Annotated in this window: 22 protein-coding genes; 9 read left to right on the top strand and 13 right to left on the bottom strand. The window is 72.7% G+C overall.

Annotation, left to right across the window (positions count from 1 at the left end; all coding sequences use genetic code 11):
* Positions 1 to 72: 72 nt before the first annotated feature.
* Entirely contained in the window at positions 73 to 1,497 is a 1,425-nt protein-coding gene (locus ITJ48_RS03650) for a hemolysin family protein (protein WP_194612438.1), read from the top strand.
* Positions 1,494 to 2,531, top strand: a complete 1,038-nt coding sequence (locus ITJ48_RS03645; protein WP_192169210.1) for a hemolysin family protein — start codon at positions 1,494 to 1,496, stop codon at positions 2,529 to 2,531. Before ITJ48_RS03650 ends, ITJ48_RS03645 begins: the two co-directional genes overlap by 4 nt.
* Before the next feature lie 63 nt (positions 2,532 to 2,594).
* On the opposite strand, the gene ITJ48_RS03640 is transcribed toward ITJ48_RS03645, so the two are convergent.
* Positions 2,595 to 3,740, bottom strand: coding sequence for an NADH:flavin oxidoreductase/NADH oxidase (locus tag ITJ48_RS03640; RefSeq protein WP_194612437.1), 1,146 nt, complete (start codon positions 3,738 to 3,740; stop codon positions 2,595 to 2,597).
* Positions 3,737 to 4,372, bottom strand: a complete 636-nt coding sequence (locus tag ITJ48_RS03635) for an HAD family phosphatase (RefSeq protein WP_194612436.1) — start codon at positions 4,370 to 4,372, stop codon at positions 3,737 to 3,739. The genes ITJ48_RS03640 and ITJ48_RS03635 overlap by 4 nt, the downstream gene beginning before the upstream one ends.
* A 71-nt stretch (positions 4,373 to 4,443) precedes the next feature.
* Between ITJ48_RS03635 and ITJ48_RS03630 the strand changes: the two genes are divergently transcribed.
* Positions 4,444 to 5,301: an ADP/ATP-dependent (S)-NAD(P)H-hydrate dehydratase gene (locus ITJ48_RS03630; protein ID WP_194612435.1), complete on the top strand. Its 858-nt coding sequence runs from the start codon at positions 4,444 to 4,446 to the stop codon at positions 5,299 to 5,301.
* A gap of 66 nt (positions 5,302 to 5,367) precedes the next feature.
* On the opposite strand, the gene ITJ48_RS03625 is transcribed toward ITJ48_RS03630, so the two are convergent.
* A complete protein-coding gene (locus ITJ48_RS03625) occupies positions 5,368 to 6,060 on the bottom strand; it encodes a YceI family protein (RefSeq protein ID WP_194612434.1) in 693 nt (230 codons plus the stop codon).
* A gap of 381 nt (positions 6,061 to 6,441) precedes the next feature.
* Here ITJ48_RS03625 and chvE point away from each other — a divergent pair, with 381 nt between their 5' ends.
* From chvE to mmsB, 3 genes are all read left to right on the top strand, one after another.
* Positions 6,442 to 7,575, top strand: a complete 1,134-nt coding sequence (gene chvE, locus ITJ48_RS03620) for a multiple monosaccharide ABC transporter substrate-binding protein (RefSeq protein WP_123546392.1) — start codon at positions 6,442 to 6,444, stop codon at positions 7,573 to 7,575.
* Between the two features lie 77 nt (positions 7,576 to 7,652).
* A complete protein-coding gene (mmsA, locus tag ITJ48_RS03615) occupies positions 7,653 to 9,200 on the top strand; it encodes a multiple monosaccharide ABC transporter ATP-binding protein (protein ID WP_194612433.1) in 1,548 nt (515 codons plus the stop codon).
* A gap of 50 nt (positions 9,201 to 9,250) precedes the next feature.
* On the top strand, positions 9,251 to 10,405 hold the full coding sequence (mmsB, locus tag ITJ48_RS03610) for a multiple monosaccharide ABC transporter permease (RefSeq protein ID WP_123546390.1): 1,155 nt from the start codon (positions 9,251 to 9,253) through the stop codon (positions 10,403 to 10,405).
* Between the two features lie 46 nt (positions 10,406 to 10,451).
* On the opposite strand, the gene ITJ48_RS03605 is transcribed toward mmsB, so the two are convergent.
* The 3 genes from ITJ48_RS03605 to ITJ48_RS03595 all read right to left on the bottom strand — a co-directional run bounded on the left by ITJ48_RS03605 (position 10,452) and on the right by ITJ48_RS03595 (position 12,945).
* Positions 10,452 to 11,213 (bottom strand): amino acid ABC transporter ATP-binding protein, encoded by a 762-nt coding sequence (locus ITJ48_RS03605; protein ID WP_123547266.1) that lies wholly within the window; start codon positions 11,211 to 11,213, stop codon positions 10,452 to 10,454.
* Between the two features lie 38 nt (positions 11,214 to 11,251).
* The gene (locus tag ITJ48_RS03600; protein ID WP_370544762.1) at positions 11,252 to 12,016 is read right to left on the bottom strand and encodes an amino acid ABC transporter permease; all 765 of its coding nucleotides are present in this window, start codon (positions 12,014 to 12,016) and stop codon (positions 11,252 to 11,254) included.
* A gap of 104 nt (positions 12,017 to 12,120) precedes the next feature.
* Complete coding sequence (locus ITJ48_RS03595) at positions 12,121 to 12,945, bottom strand: ABC transporter substrate-binding protein (protein ID WP_194612431.1); 825 nt, start codon at positions 12,943 to 12,945, stop codon at positions 12,121 to 12,123.
* Positions 12,946 to 13,024: 79 nt separating this feature from the next.
* Here ITJ48_RS03595 and ITJ48_RS03590 point away from each other — a divergent pair, with 79 nt between their 5' ends.
* The gene (locus tag ITJ48_RS03590) at positions 13,025 to 14,413 is read left to right on the top strand and encodes a glycosyltransferase 87 family protein (RefSeq protein WP_194612430.1); all 1,389 of its coding nucleotides are present in this window, start codon (positions 13,025 to 13,027) and stop codon (positions 14,411 to 14,413) included.
* Positions 14,414 to 14,617: 204 nt separating this feature from the next.
* Positions 14,618 to 14,950 carry a thiamine-binding protein gene (locus tag ITJ48_RS03585; RefSeq protein ID WP_194612429.1) on the top strand — a complete coding sequence of 111 codons (333 nt, stop codon included), beginning with the start codon at positions 14,618 to 14,620 and terminating at the stop codon, positions 14,948 to 14,950.
* Positions 14,951 to 14,960: 10 nt separating this feature from the next.
* Here the strand turns inward: ITJ48_RS03585 and ITJ48_RS03580 are convergent, their stop codons facing one another.
* The 3 genes from ITJ48_RS03580 to ITJ48_RS03570 all read right to left on the bottom strand — a co-directional run bounded on the left by ITJ48_RS03580 (position 14,961) and on the right by ITJ48_RS03570 (position 17,706).
* Positions 14,961 to 15,206, bottom strand: a complete 246-nt coding sequence (locus ITJ48_RS03580; RefSeq protein WP_194612428.1) for a hypothetical protein — start codon at positions 15,204 to 15,206, stop codon at positions 14,961 to 14,963.
* A 57-nt stretch (positions 15,207 to 15,263) separates the two neighbouring features.
* Positions 15,264 to 16,418, bottom strand: a complete 1,155-nt coding sequence (locus tag ITJ48_RS03575) for an insulinase family protein (RefSeq protein ID WP_194612427.1) — start codon at positions 16,416 to 16,418, stop codon at positions 15,264 to 15,266.
* Positions 16,419 to 16,698: 280 nt separating this feature from the next.
* Positions 16,699 to 17,706: a hypothetical protein gene (locus ITJ48_RS03570; protein WP_194612426.1), complete on the bottom strand. Its 1,008-nt coding sequence runs from the start codon at positions 17,704 to 17,706 to the stop codon at positions 16,699 to 16,701.
* A 341-nt stretch (positions 17,707 to 18,047) separates the two neighbouring features.
* Between ITJ48_RS03570 and ITJ48_RS03565 the strand changes: the two genes are divergently transcribed.
* Positions 18,048 to 19,337, top strand: coding sequence for an MFS transporter (locus tag ITJ48_RS03565; protein ID WP_370544761.1), 1,290 nt, complete (start codon positions 18,048 to 18,050; stop codon positions 19,335 to 19,337).
* 135 nt (positions 19,338 to 19,472) lie between these two features.
* On the opposite strand, the gene ITJ48_RS03560 is transcribed toward ITJ48_RS03565, so the two are convergent.
* The 4 genes from ITJ48_RS03560 to ITJ48_RS03545 form a co-directional block, all read right to left on the bottom strand.
* The gene (locus ITJ48_RS03560) at positions 19,473 to 20,150 is read right to left on the bottom strand and encodes a response regulator transcription factor (RefSeq protein ID WP_123546384.1); all 678 of its coding nucleotides are present in this window, start codon (positions 20,148 to 20,150) and stop codon (positions 19,473 to 19,475) included.
* A gap of 79 nt (positions 20,151 to 20,229) precedes the next feature.
* Positions 20,230 to 21,489, bottom strand: a complete 1,260-nt coding sequence (locus tag ITJ48_RS03555) for a hypothetical protein (protein WP_194612424.1) — start codon at positions 21,487 to 21,489, stop codon at positions 20,230 to 20,232.
* On the bottom strand, positions 21,486 to 22,643 hold the full coding sequence (locus ITJ48_RS03550; RefSeq protein WP_194612423.1) for a sensor histidine kinase: 1,158 nt from the start codon (positions 22,641 to 22,643) through the stop codon (positions 21,486 to 21,488). Before ITJ48_RS03550 ends, ITJ48_RS03555 begins: the two co-directional genes overlap by 4 nt.
* 235 nt (positions 22,644 to 22,878) lie before the next feature.
* Complete coding sequence (locus tag ITJ48_RS03545) at positions 22,879 to 24,087, bottom strand: homoserine O-acetyltransferase (protein WP_194612422.1); 1,209 nt, start codon at positions 24,085 to 24,087, stop codon at positions 22,879 to 22,881.
* Positions 24,088 to 24,150 lie beyond the last annotated feature (63 nt).

The raw sequence follows: 24,150 nt of genomic DNA, 5'->3' as shown, positions 1-24,150 counted from the left end.
TATGGATGACCCTCCGTCTCAGCCCGCTGCACCCTCCCACCATCCCGTGACCGAGGGCGGTGCTCCGTCGTCGTGAACGAGTGGATCCTGCTCGCGATCGGCATCGTCCTCACGATCGGCACCGGCCTCTTCGTCGCCAGCGAGTTCTCGTTGGTCAACCTCGACCGCTCCGACCTGGAGGCCCGTCAGGCCAAGGGCGAGAAGGGGCTCGCGCCGACCATCGGCGCTCTCCGCATCACGTCGACGCACCTCTCCAGCGCGCAGCTCGGCATCACGCTGACGACGCTGCTGACCGGCTACACGATGGAGCCGGCGATCTCCCGGCTGCTCGCGCCGCCCCTCCTCGGGGTCGGTCTGCCCGAGCCCGTGGTCACGGTCGCGGGGCCGGTCGTCGCGATCGTCGTGGCGACCCTGCTCTCGATGATCGTCGGCGAGCTCGTGCCCAAGAACTTCGCGCTGGCGTTGCCACTGCGGACGGCGAAGCTCGTCATCCCGTTCCAGGTCGGCTTCACGACGGTGTTCCGCCCCGCCGTCGCCCTGCTCAACAACACGGCGAACGCGATCCTGCGCGGTGTCGGGATCGAGCCGAAGGAAGAGCTGTCGGGCGCGCGCACCGCCGAGGAGCTCTCGTCGCTCGTGCGCCGCTCGGCGTTCGAGGGCAGCCTCGACCTCGACACGGCGACCCTGCTGGCGCGCACCCTCGCGTTCAGCGACCACACGGCCTCCGACGTCATGACGCCGCGGCCGCGCCTCTCGACCGTCACGCGCACCGACTCGGCCGAGACCGTGCTGCAGCTGGCCCGGCGCACGGGCCTGTCGCGGTTCCCGGTCACCGACGACGGCATCGACGACGTGGTCGGCCTGGTCCACGTCAAGCAGGCCGTGTCCGTCCCGCGCGAGAAGCGCGCCGACGTGCCCGTCTCGGCGCTGCTCACCGACGCCGTGCGCGTCCCCGAGACCATGACGCTCGACAACCTGCTCGGCGAGGTCCGCGGCCGCGGCTACCAGATGGCCGTCGTCGTCGACGAGTACGGCGGCACGGCCGGCGTCGTCACCCTCGAGGACCTCATCGAGGAGCTCGTCGGCGAGGTGTCGGACGAGCACGACCGCAGCCGCGTCGACGTCGTGCGCTCGCGCAACTGGCTGACGTTCCCGGGGCTGCTGCGCCCCGACGAGCTGCTCGAGCGCGCGTCGGTCTCGGTGCCGGAGGACGGCCCGTGGGAGACCGTCGGCGGCTGGGTGATGAGCGAGCTCGGACGCCTGCCCGTCGTCGGCGACGTCGTCGAGTCCGAGGCGGGCACGTTCCGCGTCGAGCGGCTCGACGGGCGGCGCATCGACCGGATCAGGTTCACGCCGACGCCCGAGGACGAGGTCGTCGAGCAGCCCGTGCGCGAAGGCCGTGCCGAGCGCGCGAGCCGGTCCGAGCGGGCGGGCAGGTCGGATGCACCGGCCTCGATGCGCGACGTCGACGCCCGCCAGAAGGAGTCGGCCCGATGAGCGACTGGTGGGGCATCGTCTGGCTCGTGCTGCTGCTGATGGGCAACGCGTTCTTCGTGGCGGCGGAGTTCGCCGTCATCTCGGCGCGCCGGTCGCAGATCGAGCCCAAGGCCGAGGCCGGCAGCAGGGCGGCCAAGACCACCCTCTGGGCCATGGAGCACGCGACGATGATGCTGGCGACGACCCAGCTCGGCATCACGATCTGCTCGCTGCTCATCCTGAACGTCTCCGAGCCCTCCATCCACCACCTCCTCGAGGGCCCGCTCGGCCTGACCGGGCTCAGCGAGCAGCTGGTGAGCGTCGTCGGGTTCGTCATCACGCTGCTGCTGGTGTCGTTCCTCCACGTCGTGCTCGGCGAGATGGTGCCGAAGAACATCTCGTTCTCGCTGCCGGACAAGGCCGCGCTGCTGCTCGCGCCGCCCCTCGTGGCCGTGGCGCGCCTCCTGCACGTCGTCGTGGTGTCGCTCAACTGGTCGGCGAACGCCGTCCTGCGGGCGTTCCGCGTCGAGCCGAAGGACGAGGCCGCCAGCGCCTACACGGTCGACGAGGTGGCCACGATCGTGGCGCAGTCGCAGCGCGAGGGCACCCTCCGCGACGGCAGCGGCACGCTCCAGGCGGCGTTCGAGTTCACCGAGAAGACGGTCGACGACGTGGCCGTGCCGATGTCGGGCCTCGTCACCCTGCCCGAGGACGCCACCCCGGGCGACGTGGAGCGCGCCGTCGCGCAGAACGGCTTCTCGCGCTACGTGCTGGTCGACGACGGCGGCGACCCGACGGGGTACCTGCACCTCAAGGACGTCATCGACCTCGACGAGGACGAGTTCGGCGACCCGGTGCCGCCGAAGCGCATCCGCCAGCTGATCTCGATCTACCAGGGCACCGACCTCGAGGACGCCCTCGCGACGATGCGCCGGAGCGGCGTGCACGTCGCCCGGTCGTTCGACGAGCGGGGCGACACCCAGGGCGTGCTGTTCCTCGAGGACATCCTGGAGGAGCTGATCGGCGAGGTGCAGGACGCGACCAGGCGGTCCTGAGTCCTGGACGAACGACGGCCGCGCCGACCCCTAGGGGCAGCGCGGCCGTCGTCGTCCGCGGGGCTACGCGGCGCGGAACGGCGCCCGGAGGTACTGCTCGGGCCAGTAGTCGAGCTCGACGCCCAGCTCGGCCGCGGCGCGCAGCGGGAAGTGCGGGTCGCGGAGGAACTCGCGGGCCATCAGCACGACGTCGGCCCGGCCCTCGGCCACGACGGCCTGCGCCTGGCGGGCCGACACGATGAGGCCGACGGCCCCGGTCTCGACCTCGGCGGTCTCGCGCACGTGCTGCGCGAACGGCACCTGGTAGCCGAGGCCCACCGGGATGGTCACCCCGGCGACGAGCCCGCCGGTCGAGATGTCGAACAGGTCGGCGCCCGCGTCGCGCGACCAGGCGGCGACGGTGGCCGTCTCGTGCTCGTCCCAGCCGCCCTCGGCCCAGTCCGTGGCCGAGAAGCGGACGAGCAGCGGCAGCTCGTCGCCGACCTCGGCCCGCACGGCGCGGACGACGTCGACGAGGAGGCGCGCCCGGTTCTCGAGGGAGCCCCCGTACTCGTCGGTGCGCTCGTTGCTCAGCGGCGAGAGGAACTGGTGCAGCAGGTAGCCGTGGGCCGCGTGCAGCTCGATCAGCCCGAAGCCGGCCTCGACCGAGCGGCGGGCGGCCGCGCGGAACGCCTCCACGAGCCCGACGACCTCGTCGCGGGTCAGCTCGCGCGGCGCGGCGTAGCCCTCGAAGGCGACCGCGGAGGGCGCGACGGTCGGCCAGCCGCCCTCGGCCTCGGGGACGGAGCCCTGGGTCTCGCTCCAGGGGCGGAACGTCGACGCCTTGCGCCCGGCGTGCGCGAGCTGGATGCCGGGCACCGAGCCCTGCGAGCGGACGAACGCGGTGATCGGCTTCAGGGCCTCCACCTGGTCGTCGTTCCAGATGCCGAGGTCCTGCGGCGAGATGCGGCCGTCGGGGGTGACCGACGCGGCCTCCGAGATCACGGCGCCCGCGCCTCCTCGGGCCAGCGAGCCGAGGTGCACGAGGTGCCAGTCGGTGGCGACGCCGTCCTGCTCCTCGGCCGAGTACTGGCACATGGGCGCGACCCAGAGCCGGTTGCGGAACGTCTGACCGCGCAGCGTGACGGCGTCGAAGAGGCCGACGGGGGAGGCGTCGGGTGCGGAGGTGGGGGAGGGTGCAGCGTCCGTCTGGGTCACGAGAGCGGTCATCGCCTTTCGGTGGGGAGGCCCGCGAGCCCCTCGACGAACTGTCGGAGCGGCCCGGGGCCGGTGAAGAGGTGCCCGGTGATGCCGAGCGCCTGGGCGGCCTCGACGTTGTCGGACCTGTTGTCGATGAACACCGTGTCGGCGGCGGTTGTTCCGAGCTCGTCGAGCACGTGCCGGAAGATCGAGGCCGACGGCTTGAGGTCGTCCAGCTCGGCGCTGACGAACACCTGCTCGAACAGGTCGCCGAGGGGCGAGTGGCGGAAGGGGGAGGCGAAGTCCTGGCCGGCGTTCGAGAGGATCGCCAGGCGGGTGCCGCCGTCCGCCAGGTCGGCGATCACGTCGAGGGTGCCGGGCTCAGGCACGAACCACGACGGGAAGTCGGCCGCCCAGAGCTCGTGCACGCGCGTGCGCGACCAGTCGGCGCCGGTGTCGGCCTCGACGGCACGCCAGTAGGCCGTGGCGGTGAGCCGCCCGTGGTCGAGGGCGTGGCGGTGCGTGCCGTAGCTGGCCCAGAGGGCGGCGGGCTCGACCCCGGCGAGTTCCTCGATGCGCCGACGCGAGGCGTCGTCGGGGAAGCGGGAGATCACCTCGCCGTAGTCGAAGACGACGGTGCGGCCGGGGATCGAGATGCTCATCGTCCCACCGTATCGGCGGCGCCAGGCGGGCCTCCGGACGCCGGCGCCGCGAGCCCGACTAGCGTCGGGGCGTGACCACCGACTCCCGCCCCGCCGACTCGCGCCCCGCCGACTCCCGCCTCACCGCCTGGACGCCCGCCGACGCTGGTGCCTGGATCGCCGTCCCGGCGGTCGACGACGACAAGTACAGCCGCGGCGTGCTCGGCGTCGTGACCGGCTCGACCGCGTACCCGGGGGCCGCGGTCCTCGGCGTGGAGGCCGCGCTGCACACCGGCGTCGGCATGCTCCGCTACCTCGGCCCGGCGCGCGCCTCGGACTTCGTGCTGCACCGACGACCGGAGGCCGTGACGAGCCCCGGCCGGGTGCAGGCCTGGCTGCTCGGCTCCGGGGTGGACCCCGATCACCTCGACGACGAGACCGCGGAGGGGTTCGAGACGGCCGCCTCCTCGGGGCTGCCCCTCGTGCTCGACGCGGGTGCGCTTGCGCTGCGCGAGCGGGCGACAGGGCCGGTGGTGCTGACGCCGCACTTCCGCGAGCTGGCGCGGGCCTCGGGCCGGTCGGTCGACGAGGTCGCCGCCGACCCGGCCGAGGCCGCGGCGCGCGCGGCGGGGGAGTGGGGCTGCACCGTCCTGGTGAAGGGCCACCGCACGCACGTCGCCTCGCCCGGCGGCACCCGGCTGGTGGCCGAGAGCGCGCCGACCTGGCTCGCCACGGCGGGTGCCGGCGACGCGCTCGGCGGCGTGCTCGGCGCGCTCGTCGCCACCCACTCGGACGAGGCGCTCGCCCAGGAGGACGCCCTCGCCCGTCTCGCGGCCACCGCCGCGGTCGTGCACGGCCTGGCCGCCGAGCGGGCGAGCGCCGGAGGCCCGCTCACGGTCCTCGGCCTCGTGGACGCGCTGCCGGCGACGATCGCCGCGCTGCTGCGCTGATCGAGACGACGCTCCGGGGGAGTCCGGCGCAGCGAGATGCCCCGGCAGCGTCACATCGCTGCGCGCCTAGGAGGCGGGGGTCGCAGACACGAGGAACTCGACGGTGCCCGAGTCCTCGACCTGGACGAAGCCGAAGCTCGGCGCCTCGACGCCGTAGTCGCTGAAGGTCACCGGCACCGAGCCGCTGATCTGGACCCCGTCGCCCGAGAGAGCGGCCTGCAGCGAGACGGTGACGCTCTGCGTGACGCCGTGCATCGTGAGGTCGCCCGTCGCCTCGACGGTCTCGACGTCGCCGTCGGCGGGGACGCCGGCGTCGATGGGCTGGGTCAGCACGAAGGTCGCGGTCGGGTAGGTCGAGGCCTCCATGGCGTCGTCGCGGAAGTAGCCGTCGCGGTTGCCGCTGTCGGTCGCGATGCTCGCGACGTCGACGTCGATCGTGGCGGCCGTGACCGAGTCGCCCTCGACCGTGACGGTGCCGGTGACCTTGTCGGTCGTCCCGACGACCGTGACGTCGGTGCCGTTCAGCACCTCGTCGACCCGGTAGCCCGCGGTGCTGCCGTCGCCCACGGTCCAGGCGCCGCTGAGGTCGCTCGTGTCGATGGTCGTCGCGCCCGGGGTCACCGAGACGGTGGGGGCGGCGTCGGGCTCGCCCACGATCACGTCGCGGTAGAAGGCAGGGCCGGCGACCGCGGCGGTCACGCCGAGGCCCACGACCACGACCGCCGCGACTCCGAGGACGATTCCGGTCTTCTTCTTCATGGTGTGTCTCCTGGGGTCGGCTCGGGTGCTGCTCGGGCTGGTCGGCACGGAGGAGGCGCCTGCCCAGGATGATGACGCGTCACCCTAGGACGGCGCTGGGAAGGTGCAGGCACGGCAACGGGCGCTGACCGCGGCGAACGCGAGAATCGTTCATCTCGATTCGGTAACGACGCCTCCTCGCTCTGGCGCGCGCCTCCTCCCGGCTATATGTTCCGAGAGCCAACAAATAGCCGACGCACCCTCGTCGGCCTCGAGCACTACAGCGAAGTACAGCTCGATCTGGACCGGTTCGACGACGAACCACGGCCACGACGCTCCCCACGCACCCGGAGGGAGCCGCGACCCGTCGCCCGGGCAGATCCCATCGGAAGGATCCGCACCATGACCACAGCACGCACGCTCTCCGTGGCGGCCCTGACGCTCGGCCTCGTGGCCGGACTCGCGGCCTGCGCACCCGCCGGCTCCTCGGGCGGCTCCTCCGGCGGCGGGGACGACGCCGCCGGCACCGACTGCAACGTCGGCATCAGCATGCCGACGCGCAGCCTCGAGCGCTGGATCAACGACGGCGAGGGCCTCAAGGAGAAGCTCGAGGGCGACGACTGCACCGTCGACCTGCAGTACGCCGACAACAAGACCGACCAGCAGATCAGCCAGATCCAGAACCAGGTCGCGGGAGGCGCGAAGATCCTCGTCGTCGCCGCGATCGACGGGCAGACCCTCGGCCCCGTGCTCGAGGACGCGGCCTCGCAGGACGTCACCGTCATCGCCTACGACCGCCTCATCAACGGCACGGAGGCGGTCGACTACTACGCGACCTTCGACAACTACAAGGTCGGCCAGCTGCAGGGCCAGTACATCGAGGACCAGCTCGGCCTCGCCGACGGCGAGAAGGGCCCGTTCACGATGGAGCCCTTCGCGGGCAGCCCCGACGACAACAACGCCGGCTTCTTCTTCGCCGGCGCGTGGGACGTCCTGCAGCCCTACGTCGAGAGCGGCGTGCTGACCGTGCCGAGCGGCAAGGCACCGGCCGACGACGACGGCTGGAAGGCCATCGGCATCCTCGGCTGGGGCTCGGACGACGCCCAGGCCGAGATGGACAACCGCCTCCAGTCGTTCTACACGGGCGGCGACAAGGTCGACGTCGTCCTCTCGCCGAACGACAGCCTCGCGCTCGGCATCGAGGCCAGCCTCGACGCGGCCGGCTACCAGGCCGGCACGGACTGGCCGATCATCACCGGCCAGGACGCGGACGTCGCGAACGTCAAGGCGATCCTCGCCGACCAGCAGTCGATGACGGTCTGGAAGGACACGCGTGAGCTCGGCACCCAGGTGCAGGCGATGATCGCCTCGATCGTCGCGGGCGAGGACCCCGAGACGAACGACACCGAGACGTACGACAACGGCGTCAAGGTCGTCCCGGCGTACCTGCTCGACCCGGTGGTCGTCACGAAGGACGACGTGCAGTCCGTCCTCGTCGACTCCGGCTTCGTCGACGCCGGCGACGTGGGTCTCTGACCCCACCACCCGGCAGCCGGCGGCGGTCCCCACGGGCCGCCGCCGGCTCCCTCACCCCTGAACGGAACGAGGACCACATGGACGACGTCATCCTCCAGATGACCGACATCGTCAAGGAGTTCAGCGGCGTGCGCGCGCTCGACGGGGTCTCCGTCAGCGTGCGGCGCGGCGAGGTGCACGCGATCTGCGGCGAGAACGGCGCGGGCAAGTCCACGCTGATGAAGGTGCTGTCGGGCGTGTACCCGCACGGCAGCTTCGGCGGCGTGATCGAGCTCGACGGCCGGCCCGTCCGCTACTCGTCGATCAACGACAGCGAGCGCGACGGCGTGGTGATCATCCACCAGGAGCTCGCGCTCAGCCCGTTCCTCTCGATCGCCGAGAACATCTTCCTCGGCAACGAGGTGCAGCGCGGCGGCGTCATCGACTGGAACCGCACCAACCTGGAGGCGGCGGCCCTGCTGCAGCGGGTCGGCCTCGCCGAGAGCCCGGTCACCAAGGTGCTCGAGCTCGGCGTCGGCAAGCAGCAGCTCGTCGAGATCGCGAAGGCGCTCTCGAAGGAGGTGAAGCTGCTGATCCTGGACGAGCCCACGGCGGCGCTCAACGACGACGACTCCGCGCACCTGCTGGGCCTGATCGACCAGCTGCGCGAGCAGGGCATCACGGCGATCATCATCAGCCACAAGCTCGGCGAGATCCGGGCCATCGCCGACACGGTCACGGTCATCCGGGACGGGAAGACGATCGAGGCGTTCGCGGTCGAGGACACCCCGGAGATCGAGACGCGCATCATCCGCGCCATGGTCGGCCGGCCGCTCGACAGCCAGTTCCCGCCGCGGGTGCCCGACATCGGCGCCGAGAAGCTGCGCGTCGAGAACTGGACCGTGCACCACCCGGTCGACGCCGACCGCGTGGTCGTCGACGACGCCTCCTTCACCGTGCGGGCCGGCGAGATCGTCGGCTTCGCGGGCCTGATGGGGGCCGGGCGCACCGAGCTCGCGATGAGCCTCTTCGGGCGCTCGTACGGCAGCGACATCTCGGGCCGCGTCTACAAGGACGGCGTGGAGATCCAGACCCGCACCGTCGGCGAGGCGATCAAGAACGGCATCGCCTACGTCACCGAGGACAGGAAGCGCTACGGCCTGAACTTGATCGGGAGCATCACGGTCAACGTCTCGGCGGCCGCGCTCGGCAAGCTCGCCCGGCTCGGCGTCATCGACCGCAACCGCGAGTACGCCGTGGCGGACGACTACCGCCGGCAGATGAACATCAAGACCCCGTCGGTCTCGTCGGTCGTGGGCAACCTCTCCGGCGGCAACCAGCAGAAGGTCGTCCTCAGCAAGTGGATCTACTCGGGCCCGGACGTGCTGATCCTCGACGAGCCCACCCGGGGCATCGACGTCGGGGCGAAGTACGAGATCTACGGGATCATCGCCGAGATGGCCGCCCAGGGGAAGGCGGTCGTCGTCATCTCGAGCGAACTGCCCGAGCTGATCGGCCTCTCGGACCGCATCTACACCATCGCGGAGGGGCGGCTCACGGCCGAGCTCTCGCGCGCCGACGCCAGCCAGGAAGAGCTGATGCGCCACATGACCGCGACCAGGAACCTAGGAGCAGAAGCCTCGTGACCACCACCGCACCTCCTCGTCCGTCCGCACCGCCTCCTGCGTCCGGGCCGATGCCGGGCTCCAAGCGCCGCCTGCGGATCGACATGCGGCAGTACGGCATCCTCGCCGCCCTGCTCGTCATCGTGCTGCTGTTCCAGGTGCTGACCGAGGGCCGGCTGCTCTACCCCGGCAACGTCAGCAACCTGATCCAGCAGAACGCCTACGTGCTGATCCTCGCGATCGGCATGGTCATCGTGATCATCGCGGGGCACATCGACCTCTCGGTCGGCTCGGTGGTCGCCACGGTGGGCGCGGTCGCCGCGCTGGCCATGAACGACTGGGGGCTGCCCTGGGGCGTGGCCGTCGCGCTGTCGCTGCTCGTCGGCGCGCTGATCGGGGCGTGGCAGGGCTTCTGGATCGCCTTCGTCGGCATCCCGGCGTTCATCGTCACGCTCGCCGGCATGCTGGTGTTCCGCGGCGTGGCCCTCGTGCTGCTCACCGGCGGCACCATCAGCGGGCTGCCGCGGGCGTTCAACTCGATCGGCTCGGGCACGCTGCCGACGACCGGCCAGCCCGACCTCTTCACGCTCGGCATCGGCCTGCTCGCCTCGGCGGGCCTCGTCGCCCAGCAGCTGCGGGCCCGGGCGAACCTGCGCCGCCTCGAGCTGCCGCGCGAGCGGGCGGTCTCGTTCGTGTTGAAGATCGCCATCGCCGTCGCCGCGATCATGTACCTCTGCTACCTGCTGGCCTACAACCGCGGGACGCCGATCATCCTGATCATCCTGGCGACGCTGGTGCTGCTCTACTCGTTCCTGCTGACGCGCACCGTCTTCGGCCGGCACGTGTACGCGATGGGCGGCAACCTCTACGCGGCGATGATGTCGGGCGTCAAGACGAAGTGGGTCACCTTCGGCATCTTCGTCAACATGGGGCTGCTCGCCGGGCTCGCCGGCGTCGTCAGCACGGCTCGCGCCGGCAGCGCCGTGGCGTCGGCGGGGCAGAGCTTCGAGCTCGACGCGATCGCGGCCGTGTTCATCGGCGGCGCCGCGGTGCAGGGCGGCATCGGCACCGTCGTCGGGGCCGTGATCGGCGGCCTCGTGATGGGCGTGCTCAACCAGGGCCTGTCGATCCTCTCGGTGGACGCCGCGTGGCAGCAGGTCATCAAGGGGCTCGTGCTGCTGCTCGCCGTCGCGTTCGACGTGTACAGCAAGCGCCGACGCCGCTGAGGGCGGACGCGGGGCGCCGGCGGTCCCCAGGAGGGGCGCCGGCGCCTCAGCCCGAGACGCGGGCGAGGAACTCCCTCGCCCGCTCGGTGCGCGGCGACCCGAACAGCTGGGCCGGGGGGCCCTGCTCGGCGATGCGGCCGGCGTCGAGGAACACCACCCGGTCCGCGACGTCGCGGGCGAACGCCATCTCGTGGGTCGCCATCAGGATGGTGGTCCCCACCTCCTTGAGCGTGCGGACGAGGTCGAGCACCTCGCCCACGAGCTCGGGGTCGAGGGCGCTCGTCACCTCGTCGAGCAGCAGCACGGCAGGCCTCGGGGCAAGGGCCCGCGCGATCGCGACGCGCTGCTGCTGGCCGCCCGACAGGCGGTCGGGGTAGGCGCGGGCCTTGTCGCCGAGCCCGACGCGCTCGAGCAGCTCGAGGGCCCGCGCCTCGGCCTCGGCCCGGGGGCGCCGCAGCACGTGGCGGCTGGCCAGCGAGACGTTGTCGAGGACCGTGAGGTGCGGGAACAGGTTGTAGTGCTGGAACACGACGCCGATGCGGGCACGGACGGCGTCGACCCGCACCCGCGGGTCGGTGATGTCCTCGCCGCCGAGCACGATGCGCCCGTCGTCGACCTGCTCGAGCAGGTTCACCGTGCGCAGCAGCGTCGACTTGCCCGAGCCGCTCGCGCCGATGAGGGCGACGACCTCGTCGCGCGCCACGTCGAGGTCGATGCCGTCGAGCACGGTGGTGCCGCCGAACGACTTGCGGACGCCCTCGAGGCGCAGGACGACCTCGGCGGACTGCGCCGCGCCTCCCGCGGTCAGGCCGGCCTGGCCGTGGCCCTTGCTCTGGTCCTGCCCGCTCACACGACGCTCCCGGCCTGTTCGCGCCGACGGAGGCGGGCCGACAGCCAGTCGGTCAGCCAGACGGTCGGCAGGGCCAGCATCACGAAGAGGAGGCCGGCGAGCACGTAGGGCGTGAAATTGGCCGCCGTCGCGGTCTCGATCTGGGCGGCGCGCACGGCGTCGACGGCGCCGAGCACGGAGATGAGCCCGACGTCCTTCTGCATCGACACGACGTCGTTCATCAGGGCCGGCGTGACCTTGCGGATCGCCTGGGGGAACACGACCAGCCGCAGCGTCGCGGCGTGGCTGAGGCCTAGCGAGCGGGCGGCCAGCCGTTGGGACGGGTGCACGGCGTCGAGCCCGGCGCGGATGACCTCGCTGACGTAGGCCGAGTAGGTGAGCACGAGCGCGACCGTGCCCCAGACCTCGGCAGGCAGGCGGGGGATGCCGAGGCCGAGCCCGGGCACCCCGAAGCCGACGAGGTAGAGCACGATGATGAGCGGCAGGCCGCGGAACAGGTCCGTGTAGCCGCGCACCAGGGCGCGCACCGGGAAGAAGACGGGGCCGCGCAGCGTGCGGAGGGCCGAGAGCAGGGTCGAGAGCACGGCGACGCCGATCAGCGCCACGACGAGCACCCGCACGTTCAGCCAGAGCCCCTCCAGCACCCGCGGCCAGGCCGCGACGAGGGTGGGGCCGTCGAAGAAGCTGAAGCGCACCCTGTCCCAGCCGGGCGTGCTCGTGACGGCCCACCAGGCCAGGGCCGCGAAGGCGATCGTGCTCACGGCGGCGATCGCGACGGAGCGCCCCGACTGCCGGCGCCGGAAAGCGCGACGGCCGAGCTCGAGGTCGCTGACGGGGTGGGCGTCGACCGCGAGCGCGGTGCGGGCTACGAGAGCTCCGTCACGTCGTAGTCGGCCAGCCACTGCTGCTTCAGCTCGTCGAGGGTGCCGTCGGTCTGCAGGGTGGTGACGGCGTCGGCGACGTCCTCCGAGAGCGCGCTGCCGAACGGCAGGACGATGCTCAGCTCGTCGCTGGCGCCGTCCTCCGCCGGGAGCTGGCCGAGCACCACGCCGCCCTCGACGAAGTAGGTCGCGGTGGGCACGTCGAGGACGATCGCGTCGACCTGGCCCGCCTCGAGCGCCGCCTTGGCGTCGTCGTTCGAGTTGTAGGCCTGGACCCCGCTGTCGGGGTCGATGACCTTCTCCGCCGCGGTGAAGCTGGTCGTGCCGCTCTGCGCGCCGATGTCGAGCCCGGCGAGGTCGGCGATGCTGGTGGTGCCCGCGGCCGCGCTGCCCGGCAGGGTGACGACCGCCTGGCGCGTCTCGTAGTACGGGGGCGAGAAGTCGACGGCCTTCGCGCGCTGCTCGGTCATCGAGAACTGCTGCAGGTTCAGGTCGAAGGTCTTCGGCCCGGGAGCGATCGCCTCGTCGAAGGTGGAGCGCACCCAGACGACGTCCTCCTTCGCGTAGCCGAGCTGGTCGGCCACGGCGTACGCGAGCGCGGCCTCGAAGCCCTCGCCGGTGGTCGGGTCGTCGTCCTCGACCCACGGGCTGTAGGCCGGCTCGCCGGTCGCGATGGTGAGCTTCCCCTCGGTGACGAGGCCGTCGCCGGACCCGCCGGAGCCGGACGTGGGGGCGCAGGCCGACAAGGAGGCGACGGCGGCGACGACGGAGACGGCGGCGGCCGCGAGACGGAGACGGGTGCGGGGCATGAGGGGCAGGATATCCGTCCGCGGTCCCGGGCGGCGGCACCGAGGCCTCGTGTGACGCCGGACGGCTAGCCTTGCCCGCATGACCGTCGCCGCGCCTCCTCGTGCACCCGGCGCGGACGGCGCCTCCCGCCGCCTGCCGGCACGCGTCGCGGCCCACCCCGCCGTGCTCTGGTCGGCGTTCGTGCTCGTGCACCTCGTCGTCGGCCACGCGGCGCTCACCGGGCCGAACCAGCCGATGGGCGACGTGTGGAGCGTCTACCGCACCTGGATGCAGCAGGGCGTGGGAGGCGGCGACTGGGTGGGCGTGGACCGGCCGTGGGTCTACCCGCTGCTCGCCGCCGTGCCGATGCTGCTCGCCCGCGTCGGCGGCGACGCCCAGTACGGGCAGGCGTGGCTGACGATCGTGCTGCTGCTGGACGCGGGGGCGTTCGCGGTGCTGACCGGCGGGCTGCGTCGCGGGACTCGCTCGCGCGGCCACGTCGGGGCCGCCTGGTGGTGGCTGCTGTTCCTGCTCGCGCTCGGGCCGATCGCCGTCGGGCGCATCGACGCGGTCACCGTGCCGTTCGCGATCGTCGGGCTGCTGCTGCTGGCCTCCCGGCCGCTGGCGGCCTCGGTGCTGTTGACGGTCGCCGCCTGGGTCAAGGTGTGGCCGGCCGCCCTCGTCGTCGCCGCGGTCGTCGCCCTGCGGGGTCGTGCCCGGCGCGACGTCGTCGTGGGCGCCGTCGCGACGACCGTCACCGTGGTCGCGATCTCGCTCGTGCTCGGCAGCGGGGCCACCGTGCTCGGCTTCGTGGGGGAGCAGGCCGGCCGCGGGCTGCAGGTCGAGTCGCCCACCGCCACCGCGTGGCTCTGGCGGGCCGCCGCCGGGATGCCGGGCGCGTTCGTCTACTACGACCACGACATCCTCACCTACCAGGTGGAGGGCGACGGGGTGGGCACCGCGGCTCGCCTCACGACCGTGCTGATGGCGCTCGTCGTGCTGCTCGTCCTGCTGCTGGGGCTGCGCGCCGTGCGGCGGGGCGCGTCGGCCGTGCACTTGCTCGCGCCCCTGTCTCTGGCCTTCGTCACGGCCCTCATCGTCACGAACAAGGTCGGCTCGCCGCAGTTCGTGGCGTGGCTCGCGCCGCCCGTCGTGCTCGGGCTCGTGCTCGCGCGGCGCGGAGGGTCGTCGGCCGCTGTGCCCGCCGCCCTGGCCGTGGGGATCGCCGCGCTGACGCAGGTGATCTACCCGTGGGAGTACCAGGCCCTGCTCGGCGTCGAACCGTGGATGCTCGTGCTGATCACCGTCCGCAACGCCGCCGAGGTCGTGCTTCTCGTCGTCGCGCTGGTGCAGCTGTGGCGGGCGGGGACTTCTGCGCGTGTCGACTCGTCTCCGCCGGCCGAGAACTCAGCTGACGCACCCAGGAAGCAGCAGAACCCGACAGATCGGGCTGAGGGTGCGTCGCCGCACCCGGATATCCACGTATAGGAGAGTCGCAGGTCGGCATTTCCCGACCAGCGGACCCGGCTGACGCGACCGCAGTTGCCGCAGAGGGAGACAGATCCCCTCTCGCTGGGCACGCGGACGGGCAGAACTGGCCTCGGACGTCCGGAACCCTCTCAAATTACGGGGCAGGGGCAGGGGCAAGGGCGCAGGGTGCCGTCCCGGCGGCGACGGTGCGAGGATGACCGCATGATCGTCGCCTTCTCCGTGTCTCCCAGCGGCGGCCCGTCCGCCGGATCGCTCGACCCGGAGGCGCACGGCGACTCCGTGCACGAGGCGGTGGCCGCGGCCGTCGCGGTCGTGCGCGCGTCCGGGCTGCCGAACCGCACCTCCTCGATGTTCACCGAGATCGAGGGCGAGTGGGACGAGGTCATGGACGTCGTCAAGCGAGCGACGGAGGCGGTGGGCCGGTACGGCACGCGCGTCTCGCTGGTGCTCAAGGCCGACATCCGCCCCGGCCGCACGGGCGAGCTCGACGGCAAGGTCGAGCGGCTCGAGCAGGCGCTGGGCGAGCAGGACTGAGCGGAGCCCCTCAGGCCCCTGGTCGCTCCTGTTCCTCGGCGGGCGTGGGGACGCGACGCAGGCGCTCGGGGGCGATGCGCATCATCGCGGCCTCGACCGCGCTCACGAACGACGCGCCGCGGAGCCAGCCGTCGGCTTCGACGCGGAGGCGACGGCCGTCGCGCATGACGAGCACCACCTCGCCGTTGGAGGCGATGGCCACGGCGACGTCGGCGAGGGCCACTGTCCAGGCGCGGCCACCCGACTTGATGAGCACCTGGTCGTCGGTGACGGCGCCCCAGTCGGAGGCGAGCGGCGCGAGGAGGGCGTTCCGTCATCTCCGGTGGCCCTTCGCCGCACGGGAGGCCTCTCGAGGGCTCACCGCGACTGCGGGGGTGAGGTCGTCCCACCGCATGCCGATCGCCTCCCCGAACTCGTCCGTGTCGCCCAGGTCGGCGTCCTCGTCGACCATGACGACCGCGGTCTCGAGAGCATGCGCCCAGGCCGCCCGCATCGTCTCGTCCTCGACTGCCGAGGCCGCCTGCAGCTCGGCGTCGAGATCGTCTTCAGGGTGCCCGAGCACCAGGGCTCGCACGGTGTCGTCCGCGGTGATGCCGACGCGTACGTGGGCGTCGGCCAGCGTCAGCCCGGCCGCGAGCCTCGCCCGTGCCACGGCGAGTTCGCCGAAGCCGTGCTCTGCCACGTCCCTGGCCACCCGGACGAGCGCCACGACGGCATCGCGAGCCTTCTCGGTGCTCGCGCCGACGTGCACCTCGAGCTCGACGGTGTCGGCGTCGATCCGTTCCGTCTGCACGTCCACGTGGTAAGCGAGGCCGGCGTCCTGGCGGAGCTCCGCGAAGAAGCGGTGCTGTACGGCGTGGTCGAGCGACGGTCCGAGATCGACGGGGACGACGACCGACAGCGCCGCTCCTCCGTGCGGCGTGGGCACGGCCACCGGTGTCGCGATCCCTGCAGGTGTCGCCGGACGACGCATCCGCACGGCGGGCGGCGCGGGCAGCGAGAGGCCGGGCTCGACGTCGTCGGGCCAAGTGCCGGTGAGGACGACGACCGCGTGGTCGCCGGTGAACCACTCGCGCACCCAGGCCACGACCTCGTCGCGGGTCAGCGTGGCGACGGTGGCGGCGCCCGCGCCGAACATCCCCGCGTCCTGCAGTCCCCATCGCACGGTCGACAGGGACGGGACGGTCTCGTGGAACCGCATCGGGTCCTCCCTCTCGATGAGGGTGAGCTCGAGGGCGAGCTGTTCGTCGGTCGGCAGGTCGACGTCGCTGATGGCGGCGGTGAGGCGTCGCAGGTAGTCGAGACAGCCGGCCTCGCTGCCCGATGCGGTGAACGAGACGGTGGACAGGCCGGTCGTACCGTCCTTGAAGATCGAGTCGGGCCCCGCGAGCCGGATGAGCAGGTGCTCGGCGAGGTGGGTCACCCCGGCGAGCTGCGGCGGCTCGTCACGCTGCCCGACGGCGAGCACGAGCTCGACACCGTGGGCTCCCTGACAGGGGGGCTCGGACGACCGGCACGGGAACGTGCGTCCTCGGCGTCGAGGAAGCGGTGGACGGGGCGTCGAGGGAGGGCACCGGACGATGATGCCAGCGTCCGTCGGCACCGCGGCAGGCCCTGTTCGGGGAGCACGACGACCTCGGGTCGTCGCGACGCCGGGCCGGGACAGGCGGACGACGAGACCCCCTGCCCTCGAGGAGGACAGGGGGTCGCGAGCGGTTCGGCAGACGTGCCGCCGGGCGCGGGTCGCGTCAGCCGGTGAAGGTGGCGGCGGCCCGGACGGGCGTCGCGACCGGGGCGACGGCCGAGGGCGCGGCACCCGCGGCGGGAGCTGCCGGAGCGGGGGCCGCAGGGTCGGCCGTGACGGCGAGCGCCGCCTGCAGGCGGAGCGCCGAGGTCGTGCCGACGAGCGTCAGCGTGTAGTCGCCGCCGGCGGCGTCGGCGGGGACGACGAGGGTGCCGGTGACGGCGCCGTCAGCGTCGGCGACGAACGTGGTGTCGAGCGCGTTCCCGGTGCGGCCGGTGCCGTAGCCCGTCGTGACGGTCTCGCCGGGCACGAAGCCGGTGGCAGAGACGGCGACGCCCGTGCTGCGGAGGGCCGCGGCGGGGACGGTGCCGGGGGCGACCGTGAAGGTCGGGGTGGGCGTGAAGCGCGTGGTGACGCCGTCGACCGTGATGCTCGACACGGTCGCGGGGGTGCGCTCCGGGAAGCTGAGGAGGAAGCCGTAGGCGCTGACGGTCGCGTCCGTGCCGGCGTAGTCTTCCTCGATCTGGTCGGCGGTCATCGCGCCGCCGTCCGAGGCGCCGGGATCGTAGGTGGCATCCGCCTCCAGCCCCGTCGTGCCCGTGGCCGTGCTGAAGCGCAGGTCCGGGCCGTCGGTCTGGATGACGAAGCCGAACTTCGCCGTGCCGGTCGAGACGAAGTCGGCCTCGGCGATGAGCTCCGCGAGCGACGCGACGGGCACCGAGGCGCGGGTGCCGGTGAGCAGGTACGCACCGGTCGTGCCGTCGGTCGAGAGGCCGTCGGGGCCGAACGAGAGGGCGTCCTCCTTCGTGGTGGACTCGACGTCGGCCACCCACGTGCCCGCGGCCACCTGGCCGCCGAAGTCGTAGTCCTGGATCTGATCGACGTCGTTCACGTACTGCGTGGCCGGGTCGGCGTCGGCGCCGGCGGCGGAGGCCGCGCCGGACGAGAGGAAGAGGGAGCTGCCGGCGGCGAGGGTCGCGACGGCTAGGGCGAGGGGCTTCGTGATCTTCACGGGGTCCGTTCGGGGGAGGAGTGGTCGGGGTCTCGTCCTCCCGCGCCGCAGATCGGCACCGAGGTGGACGACCAGACACTAGGGCAGGGGAGCGGCCCGGCGGGCCGAGACGGAGACGTCGTGTCCGAATCGATACCGACGGGTACACGATCGCGTGTCCGGCACATCACGGAGTAGGCGGGGCGGGTCGCGCGTGCTGCCCGTAGACTCGTCGTCCGGGTCCGTCCGGGGCCATCGAATCGATGCGATCGAGCTTGCGGACCCGCCGTGCACGAGCTCGACGGCGAGCACCCTGCCCCACCGCATCCGCACCTCGCCCCTCGACCTGGAGGCAGCCGCCCGTGATCGTCCTCACCACCCGTCGCAAGACCCTCGCCCTGATCGCCCTCGCGCTCGGCGGGTTCGGCATCGGCTCGACCGAGTTCGTCGCCATGGGCCTGCTGCCGAACATCGCACAGGACCTGCTGCCCGGCCTCTACGCGCAGTCGTCGGACCAGGGCATCGCCCAGGCGGGCTGGCTCGTCAGCGCCTACGCGCTCGGCGTCGTCGTCGGCGCCCCGACGATCGCGGCCATGTCGTCGCACCTCCCGAAGAAGAAGCTGCTGATGGGGCTCCTCGCCCTGTTCGTCGTGGGCACGGTGCTGTCGGCGGTGCTGCCGACGTTCGGCTGGGTGCTCGGGGCGCGGTTCTTCGCGGGCCTGCCGCACGGCGCCTACTTCGGCATCGCCTCCATCGTGGCGGCCACCATCATGGGCCCGGGCAACCGGGGCAAGGGCGTCGCCCTCGTGCTCAGCGGGCTGACCATCGCGAACGTGATCGGCGTCCCGTCCATCACCGCGCTCGGACAGGCACAGGGCTGGCGCGCCGCCTACCTCGCCGTCGCCGCGATCTTCGCGCTCACCTTCGTCGCCGTCGCGCTCGCCGTGCCGCGGATGGAGGGCGACTCGTCCGCCTCGATGCGGCGGGAGCTCAGCGCGTTCGGGAAGCCCCAGGTGTGGCTCGTCATGGGGATCGGCGCCATCGGCTTCGGCGGCTTCTTCGCCGTCTACAGCTACATCGCCAACGCGGTCACCGAGGGCGCGGGCGTCGGCGAGGGCGTCGTGCCGTGGGTGCTGGTCGGGGTCGGCGTGGGCATGACCATCGGCAACGTGATCGGCGGCTGGGCGAGCGACAAGAACCTGAAGGCCGCCCTGACGGTCGGGTTCGTCGGGCTGATCGCCGCGCTGGTCGCGTACGCGTTGCTGGTCGACGGCATCGTGGGCATCTTCGTGACCACGTTCTTCCTCGGGCTCGTCAGCTCGATGATCGGTCCGTCGGTCCAGTCGCGCCTGATGGAGGTCGCCGGCGAGAGCCAGGTGATCGGCGCCGCCCTCAACCACTCGTCGATGAACCTCGGCAACAGCGCGGGCGCGTACCTCGGCGGTGCCGTCATCGCCGCCGGGTTCGGGTTCGCCGCCCCGGGCTGGGTCGGCGTGGTGCTGGCACTCGTCGGGGTCGTCCTGACCGTGACCAGCTTCCGGCTGCAGAAGACGGGTGACGCACGTCAGGCCGCGCTCTGCGCCGCCGCCAGCGAGGCCGACCACAAGGAGGACACCGACACGGGGTCCGTCTTCGTGGTGCAGGGGCGCTAGGGACGCCGCTCGGGCGGGATGTACGCGAAAAGGGACGAGATGACCGGGGGCCCCCGGGCATCTCGTCCCTTTTCGACTGTGTCATGAGCGGCGGCACCGGCGGGCGACGCCCGCCCAGGCCGCCGCCGAACAGCGCTAGAAGCTGGTCTGCGCCGGCATGTCGGTCTGCAGCAGGATGCCGTCCGTGATGGCGCGCTTCCGCAGGGCCACCTTCGTGCCGACGTCGTAGCCGGCCACGCGGTACTTCTCGCGGATGCGCTTGAGGTAGCTCTTCGCCGTCTCCTCGCTGATGCCGAGCTGGTACGCCACGGCCTTGACGGGCTCGCCGCCGCCGTAGAGGGCCATGACGCGCCGCTCCTGCGCGCTGAGCTTCGGCACCCCGCCGATCTCGGCGGCGTTGAGCGCGAGGTCGAGCTCGGCCGAGATGTACGACTCGCCCTTGGCCGCGGCCCTGATCGCCTCGACGATCATCTCGGCGTCCTCGCTCTTGACGAGGTACCCGAGCGCCCCGGCGGCGAGGGCCTCGCGGACGACGTTGGGCTCGGAGTAGGTGCTCATCAGCACGGTCTTGACGCCGGTCGTCTTGAGGGTGTTGATCTTCAGCGAGATCGGGATGTTGTCCTTGAGGTCGAGGTCGAGCAGCACGACGTCGACGGGGAACTCGGGGTGGGTGAGCAGCTCGGGCCAGGACGCGACGGCGGCGACCATCGAGATGTCGCTGGCCGCGCCCCGGATCCACTCGCTCAGGGCGCCGAGGAGCATCTTGTGGTCGTCGACCAGGGCCAGACGGATGCGGTCGTCGGGTGTCGTCACGGGGCGGTCCTTCTTTCTGAGGAGGTGGTGTCCATGCTAGACGGACGGGTCGAGCTGCAGACAGCCCTGTCGCGGGCGGTCACGACTCGGCGGGGTTGTCGACGATGCAGTGGATGCGCAGGCGGAGGCTGGACTCGTGCGTCGAGGCCGAATACTCGCCCACGCGCTCGAGGGCGCTCCACGTCGCGGGGGTGACCCGGTTGCGCCGGATGCCGGTCGTCGAGACGACGATCGGGACCTCGACGCTGCGGCCGGCCAGGGAGGCGATGGACTGCGTGACGGCGGCCACCGGGCCCAGGGTCAGCGTGATCGCCGCGCTCGGCGCCCTGGTCTTCGAGTCGCCGAGGAGGAGCCACACGGCCTGCAGCAGGCCGTCGCGCTGCGGCGGCGCGAGCAGCCCCGCGAGCGACGACGGGTCGACGAGCGTCACCGAGCGCCCCAGGTACTCGGACTCGGTGACCGCGTGGTGCAGCCAGGTCTCGCGGCGGCCCTCGATGAGGTGCAGCCGCAGCTCGGTCGCGAGCGACGCGGCCTGGGAGGCGACCTTGGGCGCGAGGGGGAGCGGCACGTCGCCGCCGGCGACGCCGTCGAGCAGCTTCTCGGCGGCGAGGTCGAGGCGGGCCAGCTCGTCGCTCGCGAGCATCCCCACCGCGAAGCGGGGCTGCGACACGTTGCTCTGCACCAGCACGCGGTCGAGCTCGACCTGGACCATGCGTCGGAACCGCTGCACCACCGAGACGGCGACGGCGCCCGGCAGCACGGCGAGGGCGACGATCGAGATCTGCTGCGGCACGGAGTCGGCGGTGAGGGGGGTCGAGGCCACGACCATGACCACGAAGCCCACGAGGAGCACCCCGACGGCGACCACGATCTCGCGGGCCGGCCGCAGCGTCACGACGGGGAGCAGCCCGAAGCCGACCGCGACGCTCGCCGTGGCGTAGGCGCCGACGTCGTCCAGCGGCCAGATCGCGATGAAGTCGAGCACGACGACGACGACCATGATGCCGCCGATGACGGCGAAGACCCCGCCGGTCAGGCGCTCGCCGCGGATCGTCACGAGCGCCGCCGTGCCGACGAACGCGGCGATGTAGAGGAGCCACGCCACGAGCGCGGGCGCGACCATCGGGTAGTCGGACAGGTGGCTGAGGAAGAAGACGAGCCCGTAGACCGCCTGCACGGCGGCGACGACGGCCGCGCCGATCCCCAGGTAGCCGGTGCCGAGCGTCGCGCCCGCCGCACGTGCCTGGCGCAGCGACCGAGCCCCGGTCGAGCCGATCGGCAGGCCGCGGGCGGCACGGCGGCCGCGCTGCACCCCGAGGGTGTTCTCGTCGATGCTCATCGGGGCGCCTCCAGGACGACGGTGGTGCCGGCTCCCGGCGACGAGAAGAGACGGGCGCTGCCGCCCACCTCGCGCAGCCGGCCGACGACGGACTCCTTGAAGCCGAGTCGTTCCTCGCTCACGCCGTTCAGCTCGAAGCCGACGCCCGCGTCGGTGACCATCGCGCGGACCATCGAGTCGTCGTGGATGATCGTGACGTGTGCCTCGGTGACCCCGGCGTGGCGACGCACGTTCTCGAGGCACTCGGCGAGGGCGAGCAGGAACGCGTCGAGCACGTGCGTCGGCAGCAGCACCTGGCCGGTGCCGTGCCAGCTGACCTCGAGGCCCATCCGCCCGAACCGCTGCTTGACCGACTCGAGGGTCTGCCCGAGCGGCGACTCCTCGACGGTCTCGAGGCTGTACTCGCCCGAGGCCTGCGGCTGGGGCGTGCCGCCGAGGCGGAGGTGACGGAGGAGGCGCGCGTCCTCGGCCGCCTGGTCCTGCAGCGCCTGGGGGGTGACGCCCACCCCGGAGTGGGCGAGGAGGGTGAGGGTCGCGAGCACGGTGTCGTGCAGGAGGCGCGCGCCCTGCCGGCGCTGCGCCTCCGTCTCGCTCGCCTGGCGCTCCGCACGGTGCGCGTTGCCGATGCTGTAGATGCGACGGGCGGCGAGGGGGACGGCGCGGCCGAGCCAGACGCCGACGACGAAGACGAGCACCCAGCCGAGCACGACGGCCGCGACGGGGAACGTGAGCAACGACCCCGTGGCCAGCGAGACGCAGGCGACGGACACGCCGAAGGCGACGACCGCGGTGACGACGCGGATGCGGCTCGTGGACAGGACGAACGCGAACGACGCGTTGGCGCCTCCTGCGAGGGGGATGACCGCGGTCGCGACCGCGGCGTCCGCCGGGGCCCCGAACGGCAGCAGGGCCACCACCGTGGCGGCGAGCCCCACCGCCATGCCGCCGAGCACGGCCCAGCGCGAGCCGGTCCGGCCGACGACGACGAGGGCGACGATCAGCGCGGCGACGAGCACGACCACGACGGCGAGGTGGGCCGGCTCGGTCACGCCCGGGAAGGCGAGGGCGACGAGCGACACCCCGGCGCACGCGATGCCCAGCGTGCGCGTGGTCGAGCTCAGGAGCCGATCCCGTTCCTGGCCGAAGATGTCCATGGTGATCCAACGTGTGCGGACGACGTGATGCGTGTCTGTCGGGTGACAGCGACCCCTCATGTTTCCACATGTGCAGGCCCTGTGAGGCGCACGCCCGCGCGCGACGCGCCGAGGACGCGTGGATCGCTCGCGTCGCGGGCAGGCGCCGAACGGGGGACGTGTCGGCCGTTCGGGGGACCCGCAGGAAGAGCGGCTGCCCGGCAGTTCGAACCGGTCGGCCCCACGGCCCCGCGGGTCAGCTGGCCAGCAGCCGCCGGAGGTGGTGGCCGACCGCGTCGTCCTCGATGAGGAAGCCGTCGTGCCCGTACTCGCTGGTGATCACGACGGCCTCGCCGTCGTCGAGGCCGTTCGGCAGGTGCCGGGCGATCGCCTGCTGGTCGCGGGCGGGGAAGAGCCGGTCGCTGTCGACCCCGAGCACGAGCGTGCGCGCCGTGACCCGCGCGAGCGCCGCCTCGACGCCGCCGCGGTCGCGGCCGACGTCGTGGGAGTTCATCGCCCCCAGCAGGGCGACGTAGCTGCCGGCGTCGAAGCGGCGCGTGAACTTGGCGCCGTGGAAGTCGAGCCAGCTCTCGACCTGGAACCGACCGGGGCCGCCCAGGGGCGAGATGTCGCTCTGCCAGGCGCGCCCGAACCGGGCGGCGAGCTCCTCGGGCGACCGGTAGTTGAGCAGGGCCATGCGGCGGGCGAGAGCGAGGCCGCGCCAGGGCCCCTCGCCGTCGACGGCGTCGTAGAAGTCGCCGCCGGCGAAGGCCGCGTCCATCCGGATCGCCTCGGTCTGCACCGTGTTGAGGGCGATCTGGTCGGCGCTCGCCAGGGGCGGGGCCGCCAGCACGGCGAGCCGCTCGACCCGGTCGGGGTGCGTCACGCCCCACTCGAGGGCGTGCATGCCGCCCATCGAGCCGCCGACGACGGCGGCCCACCGCTCGATGCCGAGCTCGTCCGAGAAGGCCGCCTGGGCGGCGACCTGGTCGCGGATCGTCAGGTGCGGGAACCGCGAGCCCCACTCGACGGCGTCCGGGCCGAACGACGACGGGCCGGTGCTGCCCTGGCAGCCGCCGAGCATGTTGGGGGCGACGACGAACCAGCGGTCGGTGTCGACGGCGAGACCGGGGCCCACCACGCCGCCCCACCAGCCCGCGGTGCGGTGGCCGGGGCCGGCCCGGCCGACGACGTGGCTGTCTCCCGTCAGCGCGTGCAGCAGCAGCACGGCGTTGTCGCGGGCGGGGGAGAGCTCGCCCCAGGTCTCGTAGGCGACGCGGACGCGGTCGAGGGTCGTGCCGCTCTCGAGGTCGAGCCTGTCGACGGCCACGAACGAGCGGTCGCCCGGGTCGTCGCCGTCGCGCCAGGCCCCGGTGACGGGCGGCCGGGCCAGCATCGCGAGGCGGGTGCGCTCGCTGACGACGCTCGACGGGACGGTGTCCTCGGGGGTGCTCTGCCAGTCCATGTGCTGCCATCCTGCTCGACCCGAGGAGGCGCGGCTCGTTTGTTACGTCCGCCGCGCCTCCCC

The organism is Frigoribacterium sp. VKM Ac-2530 (assembly GCF_015350835.1).
Classification (GTDB): Bacteria; Actinomycetota; Actinomycetes; order Actinomycetales; family Microbacteriaceae; genus Frigoribacterium.
The sequence above is the reverse complement of the archived record's forward strand: the minus strand, read 5'-3'. Positions and strand labels throughout refer to the sequence as shown.